Raw genomic sequence first — 23,148 nt, forward strand, 5'->3', positions numbered from 1 at the left:
GAACTCAATAAACAAAAAAAATCCCGTTTCAAATGAAACGGGATTTTTTTATATCGAATACTGATTAAAGCTTATCTGCTTTTTTAACCAATTTCTCAACTTTTTCATCAAGATCTTTTAAAAGTTCTTCTAATGCACTTTCGCACATAGGCAATACTTTATCAAGACTTAAAACAGGAACTCCACCTACGATTGTTCCAGTTTTCTTAGAGTTTGCCCCTTCAGAAAAAGCAAATACTTTTTTTCCTGTTTTATCGTATAAAGCGATTCTGGCATAAGCTTTCATTTTTATTGTTCCAGTTCCGCCAACAGCGAATCCTTTTACTACAGCAAAATGAATTTCTGTAAATAAAACACCATCAGCTGTTTCTTTAAACATTTGAGCAGACGCTACTTCATTGGCAGAACCATTCATTCCTTCATAAATATATTTATATCCAGGGTAATTAATAATAGTACCGCTTTCTCCGCCTTCTCTTGCAAATTTAGGAGTAAAAGCAATGTATTCCGGCTTCTGAGTCACTTCAGTTTCAGGAAGTAAATCAAACGGAAATTTTTTAGCATAATCATTAAAAAATGCATTGTGATATTTCTCTAAAATTGGAGAAAGGTTAAAATTTGGGTTGTTTCCTAAATCAGCTATTGCAGCCAATCCATTTAAACCCAACTCAGAAAGATCTATTGTTTTATCTGTATAAAAAGATACAACGGCAACTTTTTTCTTTTGAGAATAACTGTTTAAGGCAAATAATACGGTTAAAATAAGTAATACTTTTTTCATGTTTTGGTTTTGTTTTTTATTTGTTTATTATTAATCAGGCATTTATTAAAAACCACTTAATGCTCAAATATATCATAAAAAAAACACTTCCATTATGGAAGTGTAAAATTTATTTTTAAGTTTCAAATAACAATTTAAAATCAGCGTAAAACCACGTCTTTAACAACTTCACGACCTAGTTCTTCATTAATCATTTTAATAATTTTAGATTTTCCGTGACTTAATTCCTCTCTTAAAACTGCTGAGCCAAGTTCTACATAAAGTGTGCTTCCTTTCAAAACAACATTTCTCGTATACGTTTTCACGCCATTTCCCATTAGGTTTCCCCACGCATCTTTTACATCAATCTGATCCATTCCGGGCTGTAATTTATTAACCTGAATAATTTGTTGTAAAACAGCCCCAATCGTACTTTGGTTATTTAGTCTTTTTGCCATCGTTTAAAATATTTATTGGTCCCGTTTTTTTATAATAATATTCTTTTTTCTGATCATTTTTCACCACAAACTCTTCATCCGAAATCGAGATTAATTCCTCACTCCATTTAGCATAATCCGTATTATAATCCAGAAAAGTTCCCTTATCCGTAAATCTTACCGATACATTTTCAAAAGTATCAGTAGTTAAAAAAGTTCCGTCAAGCTGCGCCATTACTTTAGTACGAGTCCCTTTTGTTCCTTTAATTTTAAAAAAATCAAAGTTTTCATTCATGCCATAAGCCTTTTCCTCCCCTTTATCAAAAACCACTTTTTCAATTTCCCAGTAACCATTTAGTTTTTCAATATCTGCTGGTTTTATTTCCTGTTTACAGCTTACAAACAAAAGCGACAAAACCAAAATCATAAAAGCATTTTTCATAGTAAAATATAATATTAATAAGGAGCTGTTTCCTGCTGTCCGCTATATCTTTTATGGCCTCGTTAAAAAGACGAGGCCATAAAAGGATGTCGCTTCCATCAGGGCTAGGGGCTCCCGTTTTCAAAAGAAAATTTAGAGAATTACAAAGGTAACTTTATAAATTTCAAAAGAAATATTTTAATCAATAATTATCTCATTTTTCTAAGACTTTATTTCCTAAATCTTTACAGACTATAAAAAAGCCTATTCTAACAATCTTATGTCATATCATGGTAGATTTTAATGCAAATCTGTCAGACTTTTGCAGCAAAATTATTTCAGTTACATTTTCCTTTAAAGAAGATAATTCCAATTAAATTTTTATACATAAATCCTTTTATTAAAAATAGAATGAAAAAATATTTCATAATAGCATTAAGCACCCTGCTCTTAATTTTTGGATGTAGTAAAGCAAAACCCAAAACCATTGCACTCACAAAACCTGTGTATGTTCAAATAAATAATTATCATCAGCCTGAAGAAAAAGAAAATAGTTCACCTTCCCTAAAAGATGATTTTTTACAAAACAAAAATTCAAAAAATTCACCAGTTACAATTGTAGCTTCCAGCCTATCGAGAGCGCAGTACTCTGATCATAAAGACATTAAAATCGTTTTTAAAAATTCAAGTAAAAAGAGTATTCAGGCAATTAAACTGGAATGGTATTGCGAAAATTCATTTGACGAACCCGCAAATGGCCGATATTTCTACGGAAAAGGAAGATCTACCGGAGAGATCTCAAATTTGCTAAAGCCTGGCAAGATCGAATCAAAAACCTGGGAAGACTTTTCTACAGATGCAAACCGTATTGTTAAAGTAAGAGCTTATTATGTGGTTTTTACAGATGGTACAAAGTGGGAACTTAAATAAAACACTTCATGGTTAAACATGTGAAATAAGTTTTCTTCTCCATTAAACTATTTTACATATTTTTGGTCAAACCCCAAACCAAAAATAAAAGCCATGACCAAAACTATTTTCACAATCCTGACAGCCTTATTATTGATAAGCTGCAGCAAAGATTCAGCAGAACCAGATCCTGTTCCAACTCCATCAGAAAGTATGTATTTCCCTCCATTAACCGGAACAACATGGGAAACAAAATCCATAGCCGATTTAAAATGGAATCAAAGTGCTGTACAGCCGCTTCTAGATTACTTAGAATTAAAACATTCTAAATCATTCATCATTTTAGTAAATGGCCGAATTGTTTTAGAAAACTACTTCAACGGACATAACGCTTCAACAAATTGGTATTGGGCAAGCGCCGGAAAAACGTTAACTTCAACCGTTACCGGAATTGCACAACAGGAAAACTTACTAAACATCAATAATAAAGTTTCTCAATATTTAGGCACTGGCTGGACAAGCGAAACGTTAGCACAAGAAAACAAAATTACCTGCAAACATTTACTAACTATGACATCCGGGCTTGATGATTCAACCGATGATGTAGATCCTGCAGATCTAATCTACAAAGCCGATGCAGGGACAAGATGGGCTTATCATAATGTTTATGTAAAACTGCAAGATGTTATTGCAAGTGCAAGCGGACAAACCTGGGAAAATTATTTCAATGCCAAATTAAGAGACAAAATCGGGATGAATGGTACATGGCTAAAAATTGATGTAAACAGCGTTTATGCAAGTACTTCACGAAGCATGGCACGTTTTGGGCTATTAATGCTGAATAAAGGGAAATGGGAAAATAATATCATTTTAAATGAAGCCTATTTCAATGAAGCAACAACAACTTCACAAAACATTAATTTAGGGTACGGATATTTATGGTGGCTAAATGGTAAAAGTTCCTATCATTTACCGCAATCGCAGCTTACTTTTCAGGGAAGCATAATTCCAACCGGGCCAAGCGATATGTTTATGGCTTTAGGAAAAAATGACCAAAAAATATATGTTGTACCAAGTAAAAATATGGTAGTTATCAGAATGGGAGAGGCTGCAGATAATGAAAATCTTGCCTTATCTGATTTCGATAAAGTTTTATGGGAAAAAATTAGTGCATTGTATCAATAAAAAGACAGTACAAAGTTTAAATCAACTGCCAGTCTTTAGATTTTAAAAAGCTTTTGCAATCATTACAAAAAGCTTTTTCTTCATCCAGTGGGTTCCCTCCTTCAGCATCACGCATTAAACAGGTTTTTACTGCGCAATGTGGTAAACCCGCTGTATGACCTAATTCATGTAAAACTAATTTATAAAATTGTTGATTTTTATTTTTTGCAGATAATCTAAAATCCGAGACTACACAGGCTTTTCCGGGTCTATAACCTAATCCCATTACACCCCAATCTTTAATTCCGTTTTTAGTTGTACTAATATCCGAATTTGATAATCCAACTATCACAGAATCTTTGCCAATATTATCTTTAAGACTTTTAATTATACTATCAGCACGGTATCTATTCCTTGGTTTATAATAGGAGTTTTCAGGAAACGAAATATTTGATCTTAAAACTACTTTTGGATTTATAGCTTTAATTTCTTCAAAAACCTTTTTAGCCTGTTGGGTTTTAAAACTACCTAAGGGCTGAATAACAATTACTTTTTGATTTTTATTACTTTCGTTTTTTCTGTTTGTACAAGAAAGTGCAATAAAAAGAAAAACGAAAAAGCAATATTTCATCATCAAAAATGTATTAATAAATTACTGTTTAGTTCGCAGTCTTTTAAGAACTCCCATAAAGAAGAAACCTATTCCCAGAACTAATAAAACGTAATAAAAAGAAAGACTATTATCTCTCAAAATATTTGCAAAAACAAAACATATAACGCTTGCAAAATAAAAAGCAACAGCCGATATATTTTTAAAAGAAGAAAAACTCATTATAAATTATTTAAAGAAACTGTCTACGAACTCATATTTATTAAAGACTTGTAAATCTTCAATTCCTTCGCCAACACCAATATATTTTACCGGAATTTGAAACTGATCTGAAATACCAATTACTACACCGCCTTTTGCTGTTCCGTCTAATTTTGTTACTGCTAATGAAGTTACTTCTGTCGCAGCTGTAAATTGTTTCGCTTGTTCAAAAGCATTTTGACCTGTTGAACCGTCTAAAACTAAAAGCACGTCGTGCGGCGCATCAGCAACCACTTTCTGCATAACACGTTTTACTTTCGTAAGTTCGTTCATCAAATTGATTTTATTATGCAAACGACCGGCAGTATCAATAATAACAACATCGGCATTTTGAGCCACAGCAGACTGCAAAGTATCAAAAGCCACAGAAGCTGGATCGCTTCCCATATTTTGTTTTACGATTGGAACGCCTACACGATCCGCCCAAACTTGTAACTGATCGATAGCAGCGGCACGGAAAGTATCAGCAGCACCTAAAACCACTTTATAACCGGCTTTTTTAAACTGATAAGCCAGTTTACCAATTGTTGTAGTTTTTCCAACACCATTAACTCCCACAACCATTAAAACGTAAGGTTTTTTATCTTTTGGAATATCAAATTCGGTTGCTTCACCTCTATTGGTTTCAGATAATAAGCCGCCAATTTCGTCACGAAGAATTTGATTTAATTCCTCTGTTCCTAAATATTTATCTTCAGATACCCGTTTTTCGATTCTTTCGATGATTTTCAATGTTGTATTTACACCAACATCTGAAGCTACCAAAACTTCTTCAAGATTATCCAAAACATCATCATCGACTTTAGATTTTCCTGCAACAGCTTTGCTTAACTTAGAGAAAAAAGTAGTTTTTGTTTTTTCAAGACCTTTATCTAAAGTCTCTTTTTTTTCGGTAGAGAATAATTTTTTAAAAAAACTCATTTTTTAATTTATTGTTAGTTTTAGATTGTTTCTAAGAGTTTTGAAACAATCTTAATGTTTATAGAATGCCTTTTGTTTTAATTTAACCCCAATTACACGATATCCTTCTATTTGTCTTTTTTAAACAAGTAAAGATAAAGAGTCTGATGGGAACAAATGTTTAAAAAAAACACAAATTGATTGGTTTCTATAAAATTTTAAACAAATATAAAAAATAAAAAAGCTACTTCCGAATGAAAGTAGCTTTTCTATATATTGTAATTGTAATTATTTCTTTTTCAAGAATTCATCAACTTCTTCAGGAGCCATAATAGATTCTACGAATGTATATGCGCCAGTTTTAGGAGATTTTACCATTTTGATGGCTTTTGATAATCTCTTAGAAGATGTTTGTAACGATGCTACGGTTTTCTTTGCCATGATTCAAATGTTATTTGAAGTTTTTTATAAAACTCTAAATGGCAAAACCATTTGAGATTTACAAAAATCTCTAATTATTACTTAATTTCTTTGTGAACAGTTACACGTTTCAAGATTGGATTAAATTTTTTAATCTCTAATCTGTCTGGAGTATTTTTTTTGTTCTTAGTTGTAATATATCTAGAAGTTCCCGGAACACCAGAAGTCTTGTGCTCAGTACATTCTAAAATTACCTGGATTCTATTACCTTTCTTTGCCATCTTGCTATATATTTATTTAGGAAAAGATTATTTGATAAATCCTTCTGACTGTGCTTTTTTCAAAACAGCAGTGATTCCATTTTTATTAATTGTTTTTATCGTAGATGCTGCTACTCTAAGAGTAATCCATCTATCTTCTTCTGGAAGATAAAAACGCTTTTTAACTAAGTTTACAGAAAACTTTCTCTTAGTTTTGTTCATAGCGTGAGAAACGTTATTTCCTACCATCGCTCTTTTACCTGTAAGGTCACAAACTCTTGACATTATACTTATCTTTTATCGTTATTCAAAATCAGGGTGCAAAGAAAAGAAAAATAAACCATTGTAGCAAAAAATTATTGCACAATTTTTAAAATTTCTTTTTGTAATATTTCTAAACTCTTAATAGTTGCTCTATCTATCACTTTTTCACGTGGTTGGCCAAAGTTAAATTCTTCTGTGATTACTCCCTCTGGTGTAGCCAAGGCGATAAAAACAGCACCAATTTCAGCATTTGAGTCTCCTTTTGACGGACCAGCGTTCCCGGTTGTCGCGATTGCATAGTCGGTTTTGAGTATATCTTTCACATTCAAAGCCATAGCCGCTGCAACCTCAGCACTTACTACCGAAAACTGATCTATTAAATCCTGCGATACGCCCAAAACATTGACCTTTGCTTCTGTTGCATACGAAACAACACTTCCTTTAAAATATCTTGACGCTCCTTGCACAGATGACAAAAGCGAAGCAATTTTTCCTCCAGTGCAGCTTTCAGCTGTAGAAATCGTTTTATTATTTTTAGCCAGCAATTTACCCACTACGGTTTCAATCGTTTCATTTTCTTCATAACCCACTATAATATCATGAATTATAGCATCTAGCGACTGAACATTTTCTTCGATTGCTTTTTCTAATTCTTCTTTATCTGCTCCGCGGGCAGTCATACGCAGACGAACTCGTCCGGGATTTGGCAGATAAGCCAGTTTGATAAAATCAGGCAGATTATTTTCCCAGTTTTCAATACGTTCTGCGACTAAACTTTCTCCTTGACCGTACGTTAAAATGGTTTTATGAATAATATAAGGACGTTTATATTCTTTTACAATTTTTGGAATTATCTCATTTTCTACCAGATATTTCATTTCATACGGAACACCCGGAAGCGAAACAAACACGGTATTTTCTTTTTTCATCCACATTCCCGGTGCTGTTCCCATTTTATTATGAAGAACGGTGCATTTTGAAGGAACAAGAGCCTGATCTTTATTTAACTGCGAAATGGGTCTTTTATAAAAACCTTCAATAAGTTCTGTTACGTGAGCCAGAACTTCGGGATTTACAACCAGCTGATCATCAAAATAATCACAGAAAGTCTTTTTGGTGATATCGTCTTTTGTCGGACCTAAACCTCCGGTAATAATTACAATATCAACCTTGTTTTGCAGTTGTGCAAAAGTGTTTAAAATATGCTGTTTATCATCACTTATAGAAATCATTTCATAAGTTTCGACACCTATTCGATCCAGTTCTTTGGCTATAAAATTTGAATTTGTATCTACAATTTGACCAATTAAAATCTCATCTCCAATGGTAACTATTGTTGCTTTCATAGTATTAAAAGTTTTACTTATAAAGGTATAAGTTTATTTATGAAGTAGGATTGCGGAAATGATTTGAGGCAGAAAAAATTTAAAAGATAATTTCTTTTATCTTTTAACGAGAAGTTAAAACCTTGAAAAATGGATTGAAATAAAACAAGAAAAATGATTCCGCTTTTCAGTTAAAAAGCGGAATTATATGAATTTTAGACGTCAAAATCTTTTTTGATTTCTTTAATTGCATCTTTTACCTGCACTTTTATACTTTTAAAAGTCTCGATAATATCTTTTTTCTTTCCTTCTGCTTTTGTCCACGCTTCGACTTGCAGGATTTCTTCAAATGCAACATTCAACCCCATTAAGTCTAATGTAGGTTTAATTTTATGCGCATACGAATAAGCGTATTTATGATCCTTTTTCTTGATTCCTTCTTTGATTTGTTTCAAATCCTCGGGAACCTCTGTAACAAATAATTTTAGAATTTCGTTTACAAATTCGGGGTCATTGTCTGAAAGCGCATACACTTTCGAAAGATTATACTTTAAAGCCATTATTTTACTTGTATTCTGAATAATTTTTTATCTTCTAAAAAGCCTTCCAAAACATCATTTGGTTTTACCGGCGCAACACCTGCTGGCGTTCCTGTAAAAATAATATCTCCAATTTTTAAGGTAAAAAACTGAGAAACATAAGAAACCAATTCATCAATTTTCCAAAGCATAAAACTCGTATTTCCTTTTTGAACTGTTTCAGAATTATTTTTGAGCTCAAACGTAAGATTTTCTAGCGAAACAAAATCACTTTTTGGTAAAAAATCTCCAATTACTGCTGAACCGTCAAATGCTTTTGCTTTTTCCCAAGGCAGTCCTTTTGCTTTTAATTTATCTTGTAAATCTCTGGCAGTAAAATCAATACCTACACTAATATCGTCATAATATTTGTGCGCAAACTTAGGCTCAATATATTTTCCAACCTTATTAATTTTCACAATTATTTCTAATTCGTGATGAACTTCCTGAGAAAATTCCGGAATTACAAACGGATGCTGCTTCAACAAAACCGCTGAATCTGGTTTCATAAAAACCACAGGCTCATCCGGACGTTCATTTTTTAATTCTTCAATATGATTGGTATAATTTCTACCGATACAAATGATCTTCATTATTTTAAGTGTTCAGTTTTCAGTTTTTAGTGTTCAGGAAAACTTAGCACTCAAAAAAAACTGAACACTAAAAACTGAACACTGAATACTTTATTTTGTGTTTAATTTTCTCAATTTAATTCCTGTCAAAACTTTTTTGGTGTACAAAGGAAAATCGGCGTTTTGAATCCAGCTGAAATAGCCTGGTTCTGTTTCCAGTACTTTTAAAACTTTTGCACCTTTATGTTTTCCGAAAGTAAAAATTTCTTCGTCGTCTTTATCAAAAGCAATCATTCCGGCAAAATCGGCGATTTTTTTACGGGTTGTAAATTCAGATAATGATTTCATGTCATTTTCCAGTTCAGGATAACGATCTAACTGCGCTTTCAAAATCTCGTAGGTTGCCATCGTATCTGCTTCTGCAGAGTGGGCATTTTCAAGACTTTTTCCGCAGTAAAACTTCAAAGCAGCACTTAAAGTACGTTCTTCCATTTTATGGAAAATAGTCTGAACATCTACCGAAACTTTATTTTTCATATCAAAATCAACTCCGGCGCGAAGTAATTCTTCTGCTAATAACGGAATATCAAAACGATCTGAATTAAAACCTCCCAAATCACTGTCTTTTATCATATTATGAACCAGCGGTGCCAGTTCTGCAAAAGTAGGTTCATTGGCTACTTTTTCATCCGTAATTCCGTGAACGGCTGTTGTTTGTGGAGGAATTGGAATTGTTGGATTAACCAGCCAGGTTTTACTTTCTTTATTTCCGTTTGGAAAAACTTTAAATATTGAAATTTCTACTATTCGATCTTTACCGATGTCAATTCCAGTTGTTTCAAGATCAAAAAAGCAGATTGGTTTGTTAAGTTTTAATTCCATTTTTAATTTTTATAAGATTACAAATGTAAATTTTTAAAGCCAAAGTTCCCGCCCAAATTTCTATTTTTTTGACCAAAATTGGCTTTTTTTGTTGATTTTACGTTTAAAATTAAAACAAAACAAGTCGGTTTTCTGTTTTTCGTACAAACGAAAAAACCCGAAAAACTTTTCAATTTTTCGGGTTTTAAATTTTATTTATGAATCAATTAGAAATCTCTGTCTATATCAAAAGCTTCTAAATATTCTGCTACTCTTTTTACAAAACTTCCTCCTAATGCTCCGTCAACAACTCTGTGATCGTAAGAGTGCGATAAGAACATTTTTTGGCGAATTCCGATAAAATCTCCTTCTGGAGTTTCGATAACCGCAGGAACTTTACGAATTGCTCCAAGAGCTAGAATTCCAACTTGCGGCTGATTGATAATTGGCGTTCCAAAAACACTTCCAAAAGTTCCAACATTTGTTACCGTATAAGTTCCGCCTTGTGTATCGTCTGGTTTTAGTTTTCCTGCTTTTGCACGGTTTCCTAAATCGTTAACCGCTTTTGCCATTCCAACAAGGTTTAACTGGTCAGCGTTTTTAATTACAGGAACAATTAAATTTCCGTTTGGTAACGCAGCCGCCATTCCTAAATTGATATTTTTCTTTTTGATGATATATTCGCCATCAACAGAAATATTCATTCCAGGGAAATCTTTTAACGCTTTTGCAACCGCTTCCATCATAATTGGAGTAAAAGTCAGCTTCTCGCCTTCTCTCTTTTCAAAAGCCGTTTTAACTTTATCTCTCCATTTTACAATGTTCGTTACGTCAACTTCAATAAATGATTGAACGTGTGCCGAAGTCTGTACAGAAGCTACCATGTAACCAGAAATCAGTTTACGCATTCTGTCCATTTCAATGATTTCGTCACCACCATTTACAGAAACCGGAACTGCCTGCTGGCTTTTTTGAACTAATGGTTCTGGCGCTTTCGCAGTTTCAACAGCTGGTTTTGGAGTTTCAACCGCTGCTTTTGGTGCTTGCTCAACTACTTTTGGAGCTTGAACAATTCCTGCTTTGCGGTCTTCTATATATTTTAAAATATCATCTTTGGTTACGCGGGCATCTTTTCCTGAACCTTGAATATTATCCAATTCAGCAAGAGAAATACCTTCTTCTTTTGCAATATTTTTTACTAAAGGAGAAAGGAATTTTTCTGATCCGGAAAAATCCTGTGGAGCAGCAACTTCTTCTTTTACTGCTTCAATTGTTTTTTCGATTTCTACAGCTTCTGCAGGAGCAGCAGCTTCAACAGCTGGAGTTGCAGCCGGCGCATCACCACCTTCAGTTTCGATAATTGCAATAGTCTGCCCTACCTGAACTAAATCATCTTTGCCAAATAATTGTTCAACTAAAATTCCAGATACTTCACTTGGTACTTCGCTGTCAACTTTATCAGTTGCAATTTCCAGTACAGCTTCATCAGCTTCAATTTTGTCTCCCACTTCTTTCAACCAGTTAGTAATGGTTGCTTCAGCGACGCTCTCTCCCATTTTAGGAAGCTTTAATTCAAATCTTGCCATATTATTATTCTAAAGGGTGATTTTGATTTTCTGATTGCGAAATTACTGAAAAATTTAAATATAAATTACACTTAATATAATTTTTACTGAATTTTTCTAATTTCCCCTCTATCGTTTCTTGAATTACTTCCAATAATAAAATTGGTGTTTTTGGGGAAAATCTTAAAAGTAATGTTCTTATCTTTAAGAGTTTCTATGATTTTGATACATTTTTTGAATGAAACATAGTGATTATCCAAAATGATCTCTGCCTTTTTTCCCTTTAAAATCAGCGACGAATTTACCATTTTTTCTTTTTTGAAATCTAAAAAACTAACTTTATTTTCTAAAATCGAAGCCAACTTTTCAGACAAATTCTCATTTTCAGAGTATAAAATATAACTTTCTGGCAGCAGTTTTATTTTAGGTTTTCCCTGAAACATTTTTATAAATGAAAAAAACCAGGTTCCAACCTGAATAAAAAAACTAAAAAACCATGATTTTTTAAAATGCTTTTGGTAGAAAAAATTCATTGCATCCTGAAAACGTTTCATATACAATTCATCTTTAACGGTACTTTCTCCTTTATAGTGTAAAACGGTTGTTTCGTGATAATAATAATTAGATTTTTTTAGTAAAAGTGCCCTGTAAGACAAATCAATATCATCTGCATACATAAAGCAGTTTTCATCAAAGCCATTTAATTTTTGGTATAAATCTTTTTCCAAAAACATAAAAGCACCTACAAGAATCTCAACTTTTCCGGTTTGATTTTCATTTAAATGCTGTGCATAATATTGATTAAAAAGATTCCATTTTGGAAATATTTTATACAAACCAAAAATTTTGGTAAAAGCAACCCATGGCGACGGAATACCGCGTTTACTTTCAGGCAGAAAGCTTCCGGTTCCGTCGATTAATTTACAGCCAATAATTCCTAAATCTTGTTTTTCTTCGGCGAAAGCCAAAATCTTGGTAAAAGTATCTTCGGCAACAACGGTGTCAGGATTTAAAATGCAGATGTATTTTCCGCTGGCTTGTTCAACTCCAATATTATTTCCTTTTGGAAAACCAAAATTTCCCTGGTTTTGAATCAGTTTTACTTTTGGAAATTGGGTTTTCATCATCAAACAGCTGTCATCAGACGAATTATTATCAATAACAATAATTTCGGCATCAAGATTGACAATTGCTTCCTGAACACTTAAAACACATTGTTCCAGAAAGTAACGCACATTATAATTAAGAATGATAACCGATAATTGCATTGAAATTTTTGTAATTGATTTTGGGGAAAGTTAGAAATTTTCGGCCAAACCTAATCGCAATGACCAATCGTTTTTACTAATTCCGTAGTCAAGGACTAAATTACTGTTGTTTTTCTTGTTCCATTTAATGCGTAATCCGGTTCCAACGGCTGGATTCCATTTTTTAAATTGATACGTATCTAACTTTGAAACAGAGGAAACATTAGTAAAAAACACAGCGCCCCAAAAACCGTTTTTTGAGATATCAGTTCTATATTCGGTTTCAAAATAAATCAGCGCATTACTGCGAAATCTGTTTCGGGTAAAACCACGTCCTGTTCTTCCGTCTCGATCCCAGCCAATACTTGGCAGGTCTAAATAATGCGGTTTTCCACCAAAAGTTGACCAATAAAAAGCTCTGTAAGCCAAAACCCGATGTTTATATTTATGGAAAGAATGGTATTTTCGGGCATCAAAATAAATTGAATTCCATTTTTTGCCTTCCACTCCGCTCGTGTTGATTCGGTAATCTGCTTCGACATACAAACCTTGTTCGGGATTTACATTATTTTCTCTGGAATCATAAAGTCCCTGAATGGCAATTCCGAAGGAAGTTTCATCTGAAAAATCCCCATTCATATATTTAGAATAATCTGTTTCTTCATCGATATACGATTCTTCAGAAATATTCTGATAATTATCAAACAATAAACCTAATCCTAATCGATAATTCCCGATTATTTTTCGGGTGGCAAATTGATAAAAACGCCATTGTTGATAATCCAGAGTTGACATTTTTTTATCTGTATTATGTCCGCCCAGACCGTACGTATCTTGAGGATAAATCATATAGCGATAATCACCTATAAAATTCCAGTAATTATCTTTCGTATAAATATAGGTTTGAATGGGAAAAACATATTGTTTGGTAAAACTAAAATAAGGTGAAAACGAAACCTGAGACATTTTGGTCGTGTTGCTGTCGCCGAGATAAAAAGTGGTCAAAAAAGAAACTACTAAACCGGTATTTTTATTAGCATCAATTGGAACCGGAAGTAAAGAAAAAGCTATTTTTTTATCCTGATTCTTTCTTAAAGAATCGTTTTTATTAAAAAGCTTGTACAAAACATCCAGTATATCTTTATTATTATGTGAAATAGTATCGTTTTGGCAATAGCTGAAATGCATTTGAAAAAAGAAAAAGAAACCTAATAGAAGTTTTGCATTTTTCATGACGTAAGTTTTTCAGATACAACTTCTTACAAATTTAAAATTTTATTCAGAATATACGCTTCTTTCAAAATAAATAAAAAGAAAATTCTATTTTTGAAGTAAATCAAAATCTCTTTTTCAATGAAAATCAAAGCAGTTGTTTTAATTGGTTCTCTCCTTTTTGTGTTTGCAATTTTAAGTTTCGCTTCCGCGGAAGAAGTTTCGAATTCCAATACAGATTTGGTAAAGACCTCAACTTGGTTTATTGCTGGTTCTGCCAAAGAAAATCAGGAAACAATTAATAGAAAGAAAAAGGGATAATTAAAGTTACAGCAAAAGATAATCCGGTTGGAGAAATTGAGCTGAATGTGATGCTTACAGAATCTGATTCAAACGATGGCAAACCAACAAATTTGTCTGAAAGTTCAAAATATCTAAGTATTACGTATAAATCATCACATCTTATAAAATTGCAGGCACGTGAAGGAAATGCAGAACGAACGGGATGTGTGCACGGCGGCTCGCATCCAAGAATAGATTTACCTGTTTCTGCTAAAAAGTTCACAACTATAAAAATTCCGTGGACGGATTTCAAACAAGACGGCGATCCAAACGGAAAGTCTTTAGATATTCATAATCTCTGCAAGTTCAATTTTGTGAATTACAATCCAGTTTCAGGTGCGACATTAGAAATAAAATCAGTTATTCTAAATTGAAATGAGGATATTTTAACGCAAAGCGCGCTAAGTTTTTTTCGCAAAGAATGCAAAGATTTTTAAGTTGCAGCTAAAAATTAGCTGAAGTTCTCAAAGCTTTATCAATACAAAGCTTTGAGAACTTTGCAGTTTGAAAAACTCACTTAGAAAAAACCTTGTGCACTTTGCGAAAAAACTTTGCGAGCTTTGCGTTAAAAATAATTCATTCAGAGAGAACCTGAAACTTGAAACCTGAAACTTTTTTCAAAACTACAAATGAAGCTGAATTTTAAACCTATTGAAGATTTTCATTACGAATAACATTATTGTTGAGAAAACCAGCGACCAAATAATTCCCGGAACTCCTTCTCTAAAATATTCTGGTATAATGTGAATTTTGAATGCGAGATTAAAATAATAAATAACACCCGGCAAAATATAAATCAATAACGGATTTGCTGCTGCAGGCATGAAAAAATCGCTCCATTTGGTTTGTTTTTTAACTTCCATTAACCAATACAAAAAGTAAAATAAAACGGTGCAAATTCCGGCAGAAATCAATGTCCATGAAGGCGTTCCTTGTATTTTTGAGATTCCGTAATGTGGTCGAAGGAAAAATCCAACGGCGAAAAACAAAACAATAAATCCTATTACGGGCCAATTGATTTTATTTTCAATTTTCTTGTCAAAAAAGAGTAATGAAATTATTATTCCGGCGATTACTAAAGTTACATGAGTTAAATGTCCGGCAATAAAATGCAGCCATTCCGGCATAACTAAACCTTTTGTCAAATTAGCCGAATTTGCGGCAACACAAACTACAAGAAAAGCAATCATTGTCCATAATCTGCCTGAAACCAGCCAATAATAAATTACCGAAATAAGATAAGCCCAGCCAATTAAACCCAGAATTCCCCACCATTTTGGCGTGATTCCGGTTTTTCCGGTTTCTTCCTGAACGTATAAAAAGTAAAGTGCAATTAAAACCAGTATTCCGCCATATTGCAGAATGTATTTTAACCAAACTGAAAAATCTTTTGGGTATTTATTCCAAATCGGAATTGGCATTGCATAAGCCAAAAGTCCCCAGAAAGCGGGCGCGATTATCATTTTTGAAGCGTCGTAACCATATTCGGCATTTACCATATAAACACCAATTATGATTAAAGCTACAGCACGTTTTAAAGTATGTGTCCAGATTACTTTTGGCGTGTCACCTTTTATTAATCTGGCATTAAAGGCAAACGGAACTGACATTCCGACTATAAATAAAAAAGCAGGAAAAACTAAATCGACAAAGGTCATTGCATCGGCATCTGCGGGCATGTGTTTCATCCATTGCGGCACATTTTTGACACTTGCGAGTTCATTTACAAATATCATTACAAAAATGGTAATTCCGCGTAAAGCGTCAATCGAAATAATCCTTTGATTATACAAATTCTCTTTAATTTTCATAAAATATTACTTTTTTATCAAATATAATATAATTCTAAAATGTCGGTTACATTGTTACATAAATTTTCTTTTGCAATATTTTCTTAAAGAGAAATAAAAACAACATCAATTCTTTACTTTTGCAGTTATGCTATCATTCTTTAAATCAAAACCTTTTTTAAAAGACCTTCTGGCGGGCGATTATGTCGATATTCACTCCCATTTGCTTCCGGGAATTGATGATGGCGCATCATCTATCAAAAAAACAATCAAACTTGTAAAGGCATTTCAGGAATTGGGAATTTCTCAGTTTGTTACTACGCCGCACATTAATCATTTTGTCTGGGATAATGCTGAACAGGATATTTTAGACAGACAAAAAGAAACTGAAGTTTTACTGAAAGAACAAAACATCAATATTCCGTTTAAGGCAGCATCTGAGTATTTTATGGACGACTGGTTTGAAAATCATGTAAAAACAGAAAAACTTTTAACCTTAAAAGAGAATTATGTATTAGTTGAAATATCGTATTTAAGTGCGCCTTTAAACTTATATAAGATTATTTTTGAGATACAACTTGCAGGATATATTCCGGTTTTGGCACATCCGGAACGGTATTTATATTTTCATAATAACTTTGTAGAGTATGAAAAACTAAAGAAAGCGGGATGTTTATTTCAGCTGAATTTATTGGCTGTTATGGGTTATTATGGCAGCGAAATCACTAAAACTGCTGCGCTTTTATTAAAGAAAGGAATGTATGATTTTTCGGGAACCGATGTGCATCACAGCAATCATATCGAATCTTTACATCAAAAAATAAAAATTGATTCAGTTGAAAACTTAAAGGAAGTTATTGCCAATAATCAGTTTTTTAGATTCTAATTTTTTTCCAATTTAAAGCATAAAAGATGCTACGGATCCTACTATTTTTTATTCTGTCTGTTTTTTCAGTTAAAGCCCAAACTTCAGGCTGTAAAGATGTGCTTTCAAAAAATTACAATCCAAATGCTGTGCAAAATGACGGAAGCTGTATTTATGAAAGTTTAAAACTGAGACCTGAATATTCGATTAGACTTAGCGATTCTATTAAAGAAACTTCGGGTTTAATTGCTTTTGGTGGTTTATTGTGGACTCATAATGATGATCACGATAAAACGATTTACGGATTAGATTCTTTAGGAACAATCAAAAAGAAAATTATTCTGGATCAGGTTGTAAATCATGACTGGGAAGAGATTTCGCAAGACAGCTCGTATTTATATATTGGAGATTTCGGAAATAATTATAGCGGAAATCGAACGGATTTAAATATCCTGAAAATTGAAAAAAAATCGTTTTTAGAAGGAAATCCCATTATCGAAAAAATCTTATTTCAATATGCTGACCAAACTGATATTTCAGCACAAAAACCAAATTCGACCGATTTTGACTGTGAAGCTTTTGTAGTTTCTAAAGACAGTATTTATTTGTTTACCAAACAATGGAAATCATCTAAAACAAGTATTTACGTATTACCTAATCAATCCGGAAATCATATTGCACAATTTAAAAATACGTTAGATACTAAAGGTTTAGTTACGGGCGCGACGTATTTTGAAGAAAAGAAAATCGTAGTTCTTTGCGGTTATTCTAAAACGGGAAAAACATTTCTTTATCTTTTATATGATTTTAAAGACAATGATTTTTTATCGGGAAATAAACGAAAAATCGATCTTAAGCTTCCATTTCATCAAATAGAAGGAATTGCGACAAAAGATGGTCTTCATTATTTTATTACCAATGAATCTTTGGTTCGAAAACCCATTTTAAATAATCCGCAGCAAATTCATTATTTAGATTTGAGTTCCGTTTTAAATCAATATGTTAATCGGCAGCAATAATGTTGTTTTTCGCTCCCATTATTAAAAGCCATAAACACGTTCCGATTTCGCCAAGAGTTGCCGGAAGTCTTACAAAAGAGGATATTCCGAGGTCAGCATAATTTGAAAACAATGCATTTCCGAAAAAATTTATTAAATAACTCACACAGCCAAGCATTAATAATATTCCTAAAAATTTCGGGATTATTGCTGATTTAAAAATTAAATATCCCAACGGAAACAGCCAAAGTCCCAAAAAAACCTGAACGATTAAATTTCCGTAATCATATTGATTCAGATAAAACATTACCAGATCTTTTTCCTCTCCGCCTGAATTAATTATAGAAAGTACTGCAAATTTATTCTGCATGTTTATAAAAGAAATTGGCACGCTTACAATCGCTAAAATAACCATATATATGGCGTACGTTTTATGAACGGGTTTTAATAATTTGTACAAAACCAAAGGCAGAAACAAAAAGAAAGTGTAACAGATTAATCCGCTTATAATACCAAGTCTAAAAAGAAATTCATGGTTTACAATATTACTAAAAGTTATATCAGGATGATTCCAGACAATTAGTAAAGAAGGAACATATCCTAAACTAAAAATCCCGGTTACTACGACTACTAAATATAGTAAACCTGCGATTCTGCCTGTATTTCTAAACGATAGTTTTGATTCTTGATTCATACTTTTATCTTTAAATTAAACTTGCTTTGGCCATTTAAGTGCAGTCCAAAATATTATTGAAGTCAAAATACTTTCTATTAACGCCAGAAAAATGTAGAAACTCCACCAGGCTCCAGTTGTTGTAAAGGCTATTAGCAGCATTATGACAGTATAAATAATTCCGAAAATGAGATTAAGCCAGCGGTTTATTTTTGGTTTTAAAATAACAGATGCAAAAATCATTAAGGCCGGAATTGTCATTAAAAGTGTCGCGAGAAATAATTTCATGGGAGAATCCAGCAATGTATCTCCGCTTATAAAATCTTCGACTTTTTTTGGAACATAGAGCGAGAAATAATCTCCATACATATAACAAAACATTACGGAAGTCCACAATGCTGCAAGTTTAATTTTTGTGTTTATTTTAAAATCTTCAAAACCATTGGTGTTTATTTCTTTCTCACTCATATTTAAGGAATTAAGTTTTTAAATATGTCGGAGATAGTTCTAAAATGTTACAATTTGTTTTTTTTCTAAAAGATAAGAGGCTGTCTCAAAAGTCGAGGCACCCGTTATACCATAACTATTTTGTTTGTTTTTTTAGTGACTTAATTGATCGCTTTTTGATATCCAATTTATCATTCCATAGGAATGTTTCGTAGGTAGAAAAAAAAATCAGCCGCATTTGCGTTCCGTAGGAACGTTTGATAGATCAGATTATTAAAAGCAATATAAATCAAACGTTCCTACGGAACGTAATCCATTATAACAATATAATTTTCTACCAATGAAATGTTTTCTACCAATGAAATGTTCCTACGGAACAAATAGGTAAAATAACAAAGAGGCTGTCTCAACTTTTGAGACTGGTTCTTCTAATTTTCCTATTCTAAAGCTTAAATAAGATTAACAATTCGCAAATCGTAAGATAAAAGTTTACTTTTGCAAAAAGTTATGTTTTCCAAAATACTCATAACTCATAATTTATAACTTACAATTTACAAAGTGAATTACTTATCTGTAGAAAATATATCGAAGTCATTTGGCGAAAGAGTCCTTTTTGACAACATTTCATTTGGAATCAACAAAGACCAAAAAATCGCTTTTATTGCCAAAAATGGTTCTGGAAAAACCACCATTATGAGCATTATTAATGGCTTAGACGAACCAGATACGGGACAAGTTGTTTTGAGAAAAGGAATTAGAATGGCTTTTCTTTCCCAAGACAATAATCTGCAGGATGAACTTACAATTGAAGAAAGCATTTTTGCATCTGATAATGAAACGCTTAAAATAATTGAAGCTTACGAGAAAGCATTAGAAAATCCAAATGACGAAGAAGCGTATCAAAAGGCTTTTGACGGAATGGATCAGCATAATGCGTGGGATTTTGAAACGCAGTACAAACAAATTTTATTCAAATTAAAACTGGAAGATTTTAAACTAAAAGTAAAAAATCTTTCGGGAGGACAAAAAAAACGTCTTTCATTGGCAATCATATTAATCAATCGTCCTGATTTATTGATTCTTGATGAGCCAACCAACCATTTAGATTTAGAAATGATCGAATGGCTAGAAAGTTATTTTGCCAAAGAAAATATTACGTTGTTTATGGTAACGCACGACCGTTTCTTTTTAGAGCGCGTTTGTAACGAAATTATCGAATTAGACAACGGAAAATTATATCAATACAAAGGAAATTACTCTTATTATTTAGAGAAAAAAGAAGAAAGAATTACTTCTGAAAATTCGAGTATTGACAAAGCTAAAAACTTATTTGTTAAAGAATTAGAATGGATGCGCCGCCAGCCAAAAGCGAGAACAACTAAATCTAAATCGCGTCAGGATGACTTTTATGTAATTAAAGAAAAAGCGCAAAGCCGACGTAAAGAAAATAAAGTCGAGCTTGAAATTAATATGGAAAGAATGGGAAGCAAAATTATTGAGCTTCATAAACTTTCTAAAAAATTCAAAGACCGTGTGATTCTGGATAACTTTAGTTTTGATTTTCAACGTGGCGAAAGAATCGGGATTATTGGTAAAAACGGAACCGGAAAATCTACATTTTTAAATCTGCTTACAGGGACAATTCCGCCAGACAGCGGCCGCGTTGTAAAAGGAGATACCATTAAAATTGGTTATTATACACAATCTGGAATTAATCCAAAACCGGGTCAGCGTGTTATAGATATTATTAAGGAATACGGCGAATATATTCCGCTTGCAAAAGGAAAAATTATTTCGGCTTCGCAATTGTTAGAGCGTTTTCTTTTTGATGCGAAAAAACAATACGATTATGTTGAAAAATTAAGCGGAGGAGAATTAAAACGTTTGTATTTATGTACAGTTTTAATTCAAAACCCGAACTTTTTGATTCTCGATGAGCCAACAAACGATTTGGATATTGTAACGCTTAACGTTTTGGAAAGCTTTCTTTTAGATTATCCGGGATGTTTATTGGTGGTTTCGCACGACCGTTACTTTATGGATAAAATTGTCGATCATTTATTTATTTTTAGAGGACAAGGCGAAATCGAAAATTTCCCAGGAAACTATTCTGATTTCCGTGCTTATGAAGACAGTGCCGATGTGGCTCAAAAAGAAGAAAACAAAGCGGAAAAGAAAGACTGGAAACAAAATAATCCAACCGGAAATTTAAGCTTTAATGAGCAAAAAGAATATCAAAAAATCGAAAGAGAAATCAAAGATTTAGAAATCGAAAAAACTAAAATCGAAACATTATTTGCTGACGGAAAAGTCGCTGATGCGGATATCGAGAAAAAGGCAAATGAACTTCAAAGTATTATAAATAAAATTGAAGCGAAAGAAGAACGTTGGTTTGAACTTTCTGCTAAAATCGAAGGATAGATTAGTTTTCAGTCGCAGTCTCAGTTTTCAGTTTTTTTTGCTTAAAAGTAAACTTTTTCCTTCTTTTTTTATTATTCTTGTAGAAAAATAAAAAATGGATTTTAAAGAATTACTGGCTTATAAAAAATCATTTGAGCTTGCGATGGAAATTTTTGAGATTTCAAAAACTTTTCCAAAAGAAGAAACTTATTCCTTAACTGATCAAATACGTCGCTCATCAAGAAGTGTGACCGCAAACATTGCAGAATCATATAGAAAAAGAAGGTACGTAAATCATTTTATAAGTAAATTAACAGATAGTGACGCTGAAAACTCAGAAACTAGTACTTGGCTGGAATTTTCTCTTAAATGCAAATACATAAATCAAGAATCGTTTGATCAATTGAATATTAAGAGCATTGAAATTGGAAAACTAATTAATTATATGATTAACAATCCAAATAGATTTGGCTGCAGTTAAACACACAGACTGAAAACTGAGACTGCGACTGAAAACTTTTATTAAATTAGCATTTTAAAAAATAAAAAATGAAACAACTTTTAACAGCGTTACTTGCATTGACCCTTTTCGTTTCTTGTTCTAAAGATAAAGATGAAGTTAAAGATTATACGGCTCAGAATGAACAGGAAATTAAAGATTATCTGGCTAAAAATAACTTAACTGCAACAAGAACAGATTCTGGGTTGTATTATATTATTAATGAACCGGGCGAAGGTGAAGATTTTCCTGAACCTAACGCAAATGTAACGGTTGTTTATAAAGGTTATTTCACAAACGGAAATGTATTTGATGAAAGCGACAAAAATGTAGATGAAGCTGACAAAAAAGGAGTTGCATTTGGTTTAAGTCAGGTAATTCAAGGTTGGAAAGAAGGAATCCGATTTTTTAAACCAGGAGGAAAAGGCGTTCTTTTAGTTCCCGCGCATTTAGGTTACGGAAGCAGAGATTACAACGGAATTCCAGGCGGATCTGTTTTGGTATTTGATATAACTTTAAAATCAATTAATTAAGATATTTTTCAAAATTTCGGCATGCTTTTTCAAATCAAATCTTATCTAAAATTTCTTTGGAATTCTAAAAACGAGCACGGTGTTCATTCGCCTTTTGTTTTTAGTTTATTGACCAAATGCTTTTATGATAAGAAGCCGAAACGTGAATATTTAATTCTAAAAAACTATAGAAAATCACTTCTTGAAAATAAAAATTTCATTGAAGTAACTGATTTTGGTGCTGGCTCTAAAGTTTTTAAATCAAACAGAAGACAGATTTCTAAAATCGCATCTACAGCCGGAATTTCTCCAAAACGGGCTGAATTATTATTTCGCGTCACTAATTATTTTCAACCAAAAAACATTCTTGAAATTGGGACTTCTTTAGGTTTAGCAACTGCCGCTCTTGCCCTTGGAAATACTGATGCAAAAGTCATTACAATTGAAGGCTGTCCAAATACGGCAAATACGGCACAAAATCAATTAGATAAATTTGACTGCAAAAATGTCGAAAATATAATCTCAGAATTTGAATCTTTTTTAATTTCAGAAAATCTGGATTCTAAGAATTACGATCTAATATATTTCGACGGAAATCATTCAAAAAAAGCGACTTTAACTTATTTTGAAATTTTACTACAAACGATAAACAACGATTCTGTTTGGATTTTTGATGACATTCATTGGTCTCCGGAAATGGAAGAAGCTTGGGAGATTATAAAAAATCACCCAAAAGTAAAAGTTACGATTGATACTTTTCAATGGGGTTTTGTATTTTTTAGATACGAACAGGAAAAAGAACATTTTGTGATTCGCGCCTAACAAATTTCAGTATACAATTTTTATTACATTTGTT

At 32.6% G+C, this 23,148-nt stretch carries 28 protein-coding genes; 10 read left to right on the forward strand and 18 right to left on the reverse strand.

Annotation, left to right across the window (positions count from 1 at the left end; translation table 11 throughout):
- Nucleotides 1–64: 64 nt before the first annotated feature.
- From NLJ00_RS24570 to NLJ00_RS24580, 3 genes are all read right to left on the reverse strand, one after another.
- Nucleotides 65–781: a hypothetical protein gene (locus NLJ00_RS24570; RefSeq protein WP_256635772.1), complete on the reverse strand. Its 717-nt coding sequence runs from the start codon at nt 779–781 to the stop codon at nt 65–67.
- A gap of 140 nt (nt 782–921) precedes the next feature.
- Nucleotides 922–1,218 carry a DUF721 domain-containing protein gene (locus tag NLJ00_RS24575; protein WP_256635773.1) on the reverse strand — a complete coding sequence of 99 codons (297 nt, stop codon included), beginning with the start codon at nt 1,216–1,218 and terminating at the stop codon, nt 922–924.
- Nucleotides 1,199–1,639 (reverse strand): hypothetical protein, encoded by a 441-nt coding sequence (locus tag NLJ00_RS24580; protein WP_256635774.1) that lies wholly within the window; start codon nt 1,637–1,639, stop codon nt 1,199–1,201. The genes NLJ00_RS24575 and NLJ00_RS24580 overlap by 20 nt, the downstream gene beginning before the upstream one ends.
- A gap of 390 nt (nt 1,640–2,029) precedes the next feature.
- Between NLJ00_RS24580 and NLJ00_RS24585 the strand changes: the two genes are divergently transcribed.
- A complete protein-coding gene (locus tag NLJ00_RS24585; RefSeq protein ID WP_256635775.1) occupies nt 2,030–2,548 on the forward strand; it encodes a putative periplasmic lipoprotein in 519 nt (172 codons plus the stop codon).
- 93 nt (nt 2,549–2,641) lie between these two features.
- Complete coding sequence (locus NLJ00_RS24590; protein WP_256635776.1) at nt 2,642–3,712, forward strand: serine hydrolase domain-containing protein; 1,071 nt, start codon at nt 2,642–2,644, stop codon at nt 3,710–3,712.
- Between the two features lie 16 nt (nt 3,713–3,728).
- On the opposite strand, the gene NLJ00_RS24595 is transcribed toward NLJ00_RS24590, so the two are convergent.
- The 12 genes from NLJ00_RS24595 to NLJ00_RS24650 form a co-directional block, all read right to left on the reverse strand.
- On the reverse strand, nt 3,729–4,325 hold the full coding sequence (locus NLJ00_RS24595) for a Zn-dependent protease (protein WP_256635777.1): 597 nt from the start codon (nt 4,323–4,325) through the stop codon (nt 3,729–3,731).
- 204 nt (nt 4,326–4,529) lie between these two features.
- Complete coding sequence (gene ftsY / locus NLJ00_RS24600) at nt 4,530–5,483, reverse strand: signal recognition particle-docking protein FtsY (protein ID WP_256635778.1); 954 nt, start codon at nt 5,481–5,483, stop codon at nt 4,530–4,532.
- Nucleotides 5,484–5,750: 267 nt separating this feature from the next.
- Nucleotides 5,751–5,903 carry a DUF4295 domain-containing protein gene (locus NLJ00_RS24605; RefSeq protein WP_008468081.1) on the reverse strand — a complete coding sequence of 51 codons (153 nt, stop codon included), beginning with the start codon at nt 5,901–5,903 and terminating at the stop codon, nt 5,751–5,753.
- A gap of 77 nt (nt 5,904–5,980) precedes the next feature.
- Nucleotides 5,981–6,163, reverse strand: a complete 183-nt coding sequence (rpmG, locus tag NLJ00_RS24610; RefSeq protein WP_008253902.1) for a 50S ribosomal protein L33 — start codon at nt 6,161–6,163, stop codon at nt 5,981–5,983.
- Between the two features lie 27 nt (nt 6,164–6,190).
- A complete protein-coding gene (gene rpmB, locus NLJ00_RS24615; RefSeq protein WP_008468080.1) occupies nt 6,191–6,427 on the reverse strand; it encodes a 50S ribosomal protein L28 in 237 nt (78 codons plus the stop codon).
- A gap of 71 nt (nt 6,428–6,498) precedes the next feature.
- Nucleotides 6,499–7,752 carry a competence/damage-inducible protein A gene (locus NLJ00_RS24620; RefSeq protein ID WP_256635779.1) on the reverse strand — a complete coding sequence of 418 codons (1,254 nt, stop codon included), beginning with the start codon at nt 7,750–7,752 and terminating at the stop codon, nt 6,499–6,501.
- Nucleotides 7,753–7,946: 194 nt separating this feature from the next.
- Nucleotides 7,947–8,291 carry an Hpt domain-containing protein gene (locus NLJ00_RS24625; RefSeq protein ID WP_053473805.1) on the reverse strand — a complete coding sequence of 115 codons (345 nt, stop codon included), beginning with the start codon at nt 8,289–8,291 and terminating at the stop codon, nt 7,947–7,949.
- Nucleotides 8,291–8,902, reverse strand: coding sequence for a fumarylacetoacetate hydrolase family protein (locus NLJ00_RS24630; protein WP_053473804.1), 612 nt, complete (start codon nt 8,900–8,902; stop codon nt 8,291–8,293). The genes NLJ00_RS24625 and NLJ00_RS24630 overlap by 1 nt, the downstream gene beginning before the upstream one ends.
- A gap of 90 nt (nt 8,903–8,992) precedes the next feature.
- Nucleotides 8,993–9,763 carry a 3'-5' exonuclease gene (locus tag NLJ00_RS24635; protein ID WP_053473803.1) on the reverse strand — a complete coding sequence of 257 codons (771 nt, stop codon included), beginning with the start codon at nt 9,761–9,763 and terminating at the stop codon, nt 8,993–8,995.
- A 206-nt stretch (nt 9,764–9,969) separates the two neighbouring features.
- The gene (locus tag NLJ00_RS24640) at nt 9,970–11,328 is read right to left on the reverse strand and encodes a dihydrolipoamide acetyltransferase family protein (RefSeq protein ID WP_256635780.1); all 1,359 of its coding nucleotides are present in this window, start codon (nt 11,326–11,328) and stop codon (nt 9,970–9,972) included.
- Nucleotides 11,329–11,411: 83 nt separating this feature from the next.
- Entirely contained in the window at nt 11,412–12,575 is a 1,164-nt protein-coding gene (locus tag NLJ00_RS24645; RefSeq protein ID WP_256635781.1) for a glycosyltransferase family 2 protein, read from the reverse strand.
- A 30-nt stretch (nt 12,576–12,605) separates the two neighbouring features.
- Nucleotides 12,606–13,787, reverse strand: coding sequence for a BamA/TamA family outer membrane protein (locus tag NLJ00_RS24650; RefSeq protein ID WP_256635782.1), 1,182 nt, complete (start codon nt 13,785–13,787; stop codon nt 12,606–12,608).
- 120 nt (nt 13,788–13,907) lie between these two features.
- Between NLJ00_RS24650 and NLJ00_RS24655 the strand changes: the two genes are divergently transcribed.
- Entirely contained in the window at nt 13,908–14,087 is a 180-nt protein-coding gene (locus NLJ00_RS24655; protein WP_256635783.1) for a hypothetical protein, read from the forward strand.
- Nucleotides 14,088–14,137: 50 nt separating this feature from the next.
- Entirely contained in the window at nt 14,138–14,482 is a 345-nt protein-coding gene (locus tag NLJ00_RS24660) for a hypothetical protein (protein WP_256635784.1), read from the forward strand.
- A gap of 249 nt (nt 14,483–14,731) precedes the next feature.
- Here the strand turns inward: NLJ00_RS24660 and NLJ00_RS24665 are convergent, their stop codons facing one another.
- Nucleotides 14,732–15,919, reverse strand: a complete 1,188-nt coding sequence (locus NLJ00_RS24665) for a DUF5009 domain-containing protein (protein ID WP_256635785.1) — start codon at nt 15,917–15,919, stop codon at nt 14,732–14,734.
- A gap of 127 nt (nt 15,920–16,046) precedes the next feature.
- Here NLJ00_RS24665 and NLJ00_RS24670 point away from each other — a divergent pair, with 127 nt between their 5' ends.
- Both NLJ00_RS24670 and NLJ00_RS24675 read left to right on the forward strand, forming a co-directional pair.
- Nucleotides 16,047–16,784 carry a tyrosine-protein phosphatase gene (locus NLJ00_RS24670; protein ID WP_256635786.1) on the forward strand — a complete coding sequence of 246 codons (738 nt, stop codon included), beginning with the start codon at nt 16,047–16,049 and terminating at the stop codon, nt 16,782–16,784.
- A gap of 26 nt (nt 16,785–16,810) precedes the next feature.
- Entirely contained in the window at nt 16,811–17,782 is a 972-nt protein-coding gene (locus NLJ00_RS24675; RefSeq protein WP_256635787.1) for a T9SS C-terminal target domain-containing protein, read from the forward strand.
- On the opposite strand, the gene NLJ00_RS24680 is transcribed toward NLJ00_RS24675, so the two are convergent.
- Both NLJ00_RS24680 and NLJ00_RS24685 read right to left on the reverse strand, forming a co-directional pair.
- Nucleotides 17,766–18,455 carry a DUF4386 domain-containing protein gene (locus tag NLJ00_RS24680; protein ID WP_256635788.1) on the reverse strand — a complete coding sequence of 230 codons (690 nt, stop codon included), beginning with the start codon at nt 18,453–18,455 and terminating at the stop codon, nt 17,766–17,768. The genes NLJ00_RS24675 and NLJ00_RS24680 overlap by 17 nt on opposite strands.
- Before the next feature lie 15 nt (nt 18,456–18,470).
- Nucleotides 18,471–18,902 (reverse strand): DUF6326 family protein, encoded by a 432-nt coding sequence (locus NLJ00_RS24685; RefSeq protein ID WP_256635789.1) that lies wholly within the window; start codon nt 18,900–18,902, stop codon nt 18,471–18,473.
- A gap of 537 nt (nt 18,903–19,439) precedes the next feature.
- Here NLJ00_RS24685 and NLJ00_RS24690 point away from each other — a divergent pair.
- The 4 genes from NLJ00_RS24690 (at nt 19,440) to NLJ00_RS24705 (ending at nt 23,114) form a co-directional block, all read left to right on the forward strand.
- Nucleotides 19,440–21,302 (forward strand): ABC-F family ATP-binding cassette domain-containing protein, encoded by a 1,863-nt coding sequence (locus NLJ00_RS24690; protein ID WP_256635790.1) that lies wholly within the window; start codon nt 19,440–19,442, stop codon nt 21,300–21,302.
- Nucleotides 21,303–21,396: 94 nt separating this feature from the next.
- The gene (locus NLJ00_RS24695; protein WP_256635791.1) at nt 21,397–21,762 is read left to right on the forward strand and encodes a four helix bundle protein; all 366 of its coding nucleotides are present in this window, start codon (nt 21,397–21,399) and stop codon (nt 21,760–21,762) included.
- A 68-nt stretch (nt 21,763–21,830) separates the two neighbouring features.
- On the forward strand, nt 21,831–22,313 hold the full coding sequence (locus tag NLJ00_RS24700; protein WP_256635792.1) for an FKBP-type peptidyl-prolyl cis-trans isomerase: 483 nt from the start codon (nt 21,831–21,833) through the stop codon (nt 22,311–22,313).
- Nucleotides 22,314–22,334: 21 nt separating this feature from the next.
- Nucleotides 22,335–23,114 (forward strand): class I SAM-dependent methyltransferase, encoded by a 780-nt coding sequence (locus NLJ00_RS24705; protein ID WP_256635793.1) that lies wholly within the window; start codon nt 22,335–22,337, stop codon nt 23,112–23,114.
- Nucleotides 23,115–23,148: the final 34 nt, after the last annotated feature.

This window comes from Flavobacterium panici (assembly GCF_024499525.1).
Taxonomy (GTDB): domain Bacteria; phylum Bacteroidota; class Bacteroidia; order Flavobacteriales; family Flavobacteriaceae; genus Flavobacterium; species Flavobacterium panici.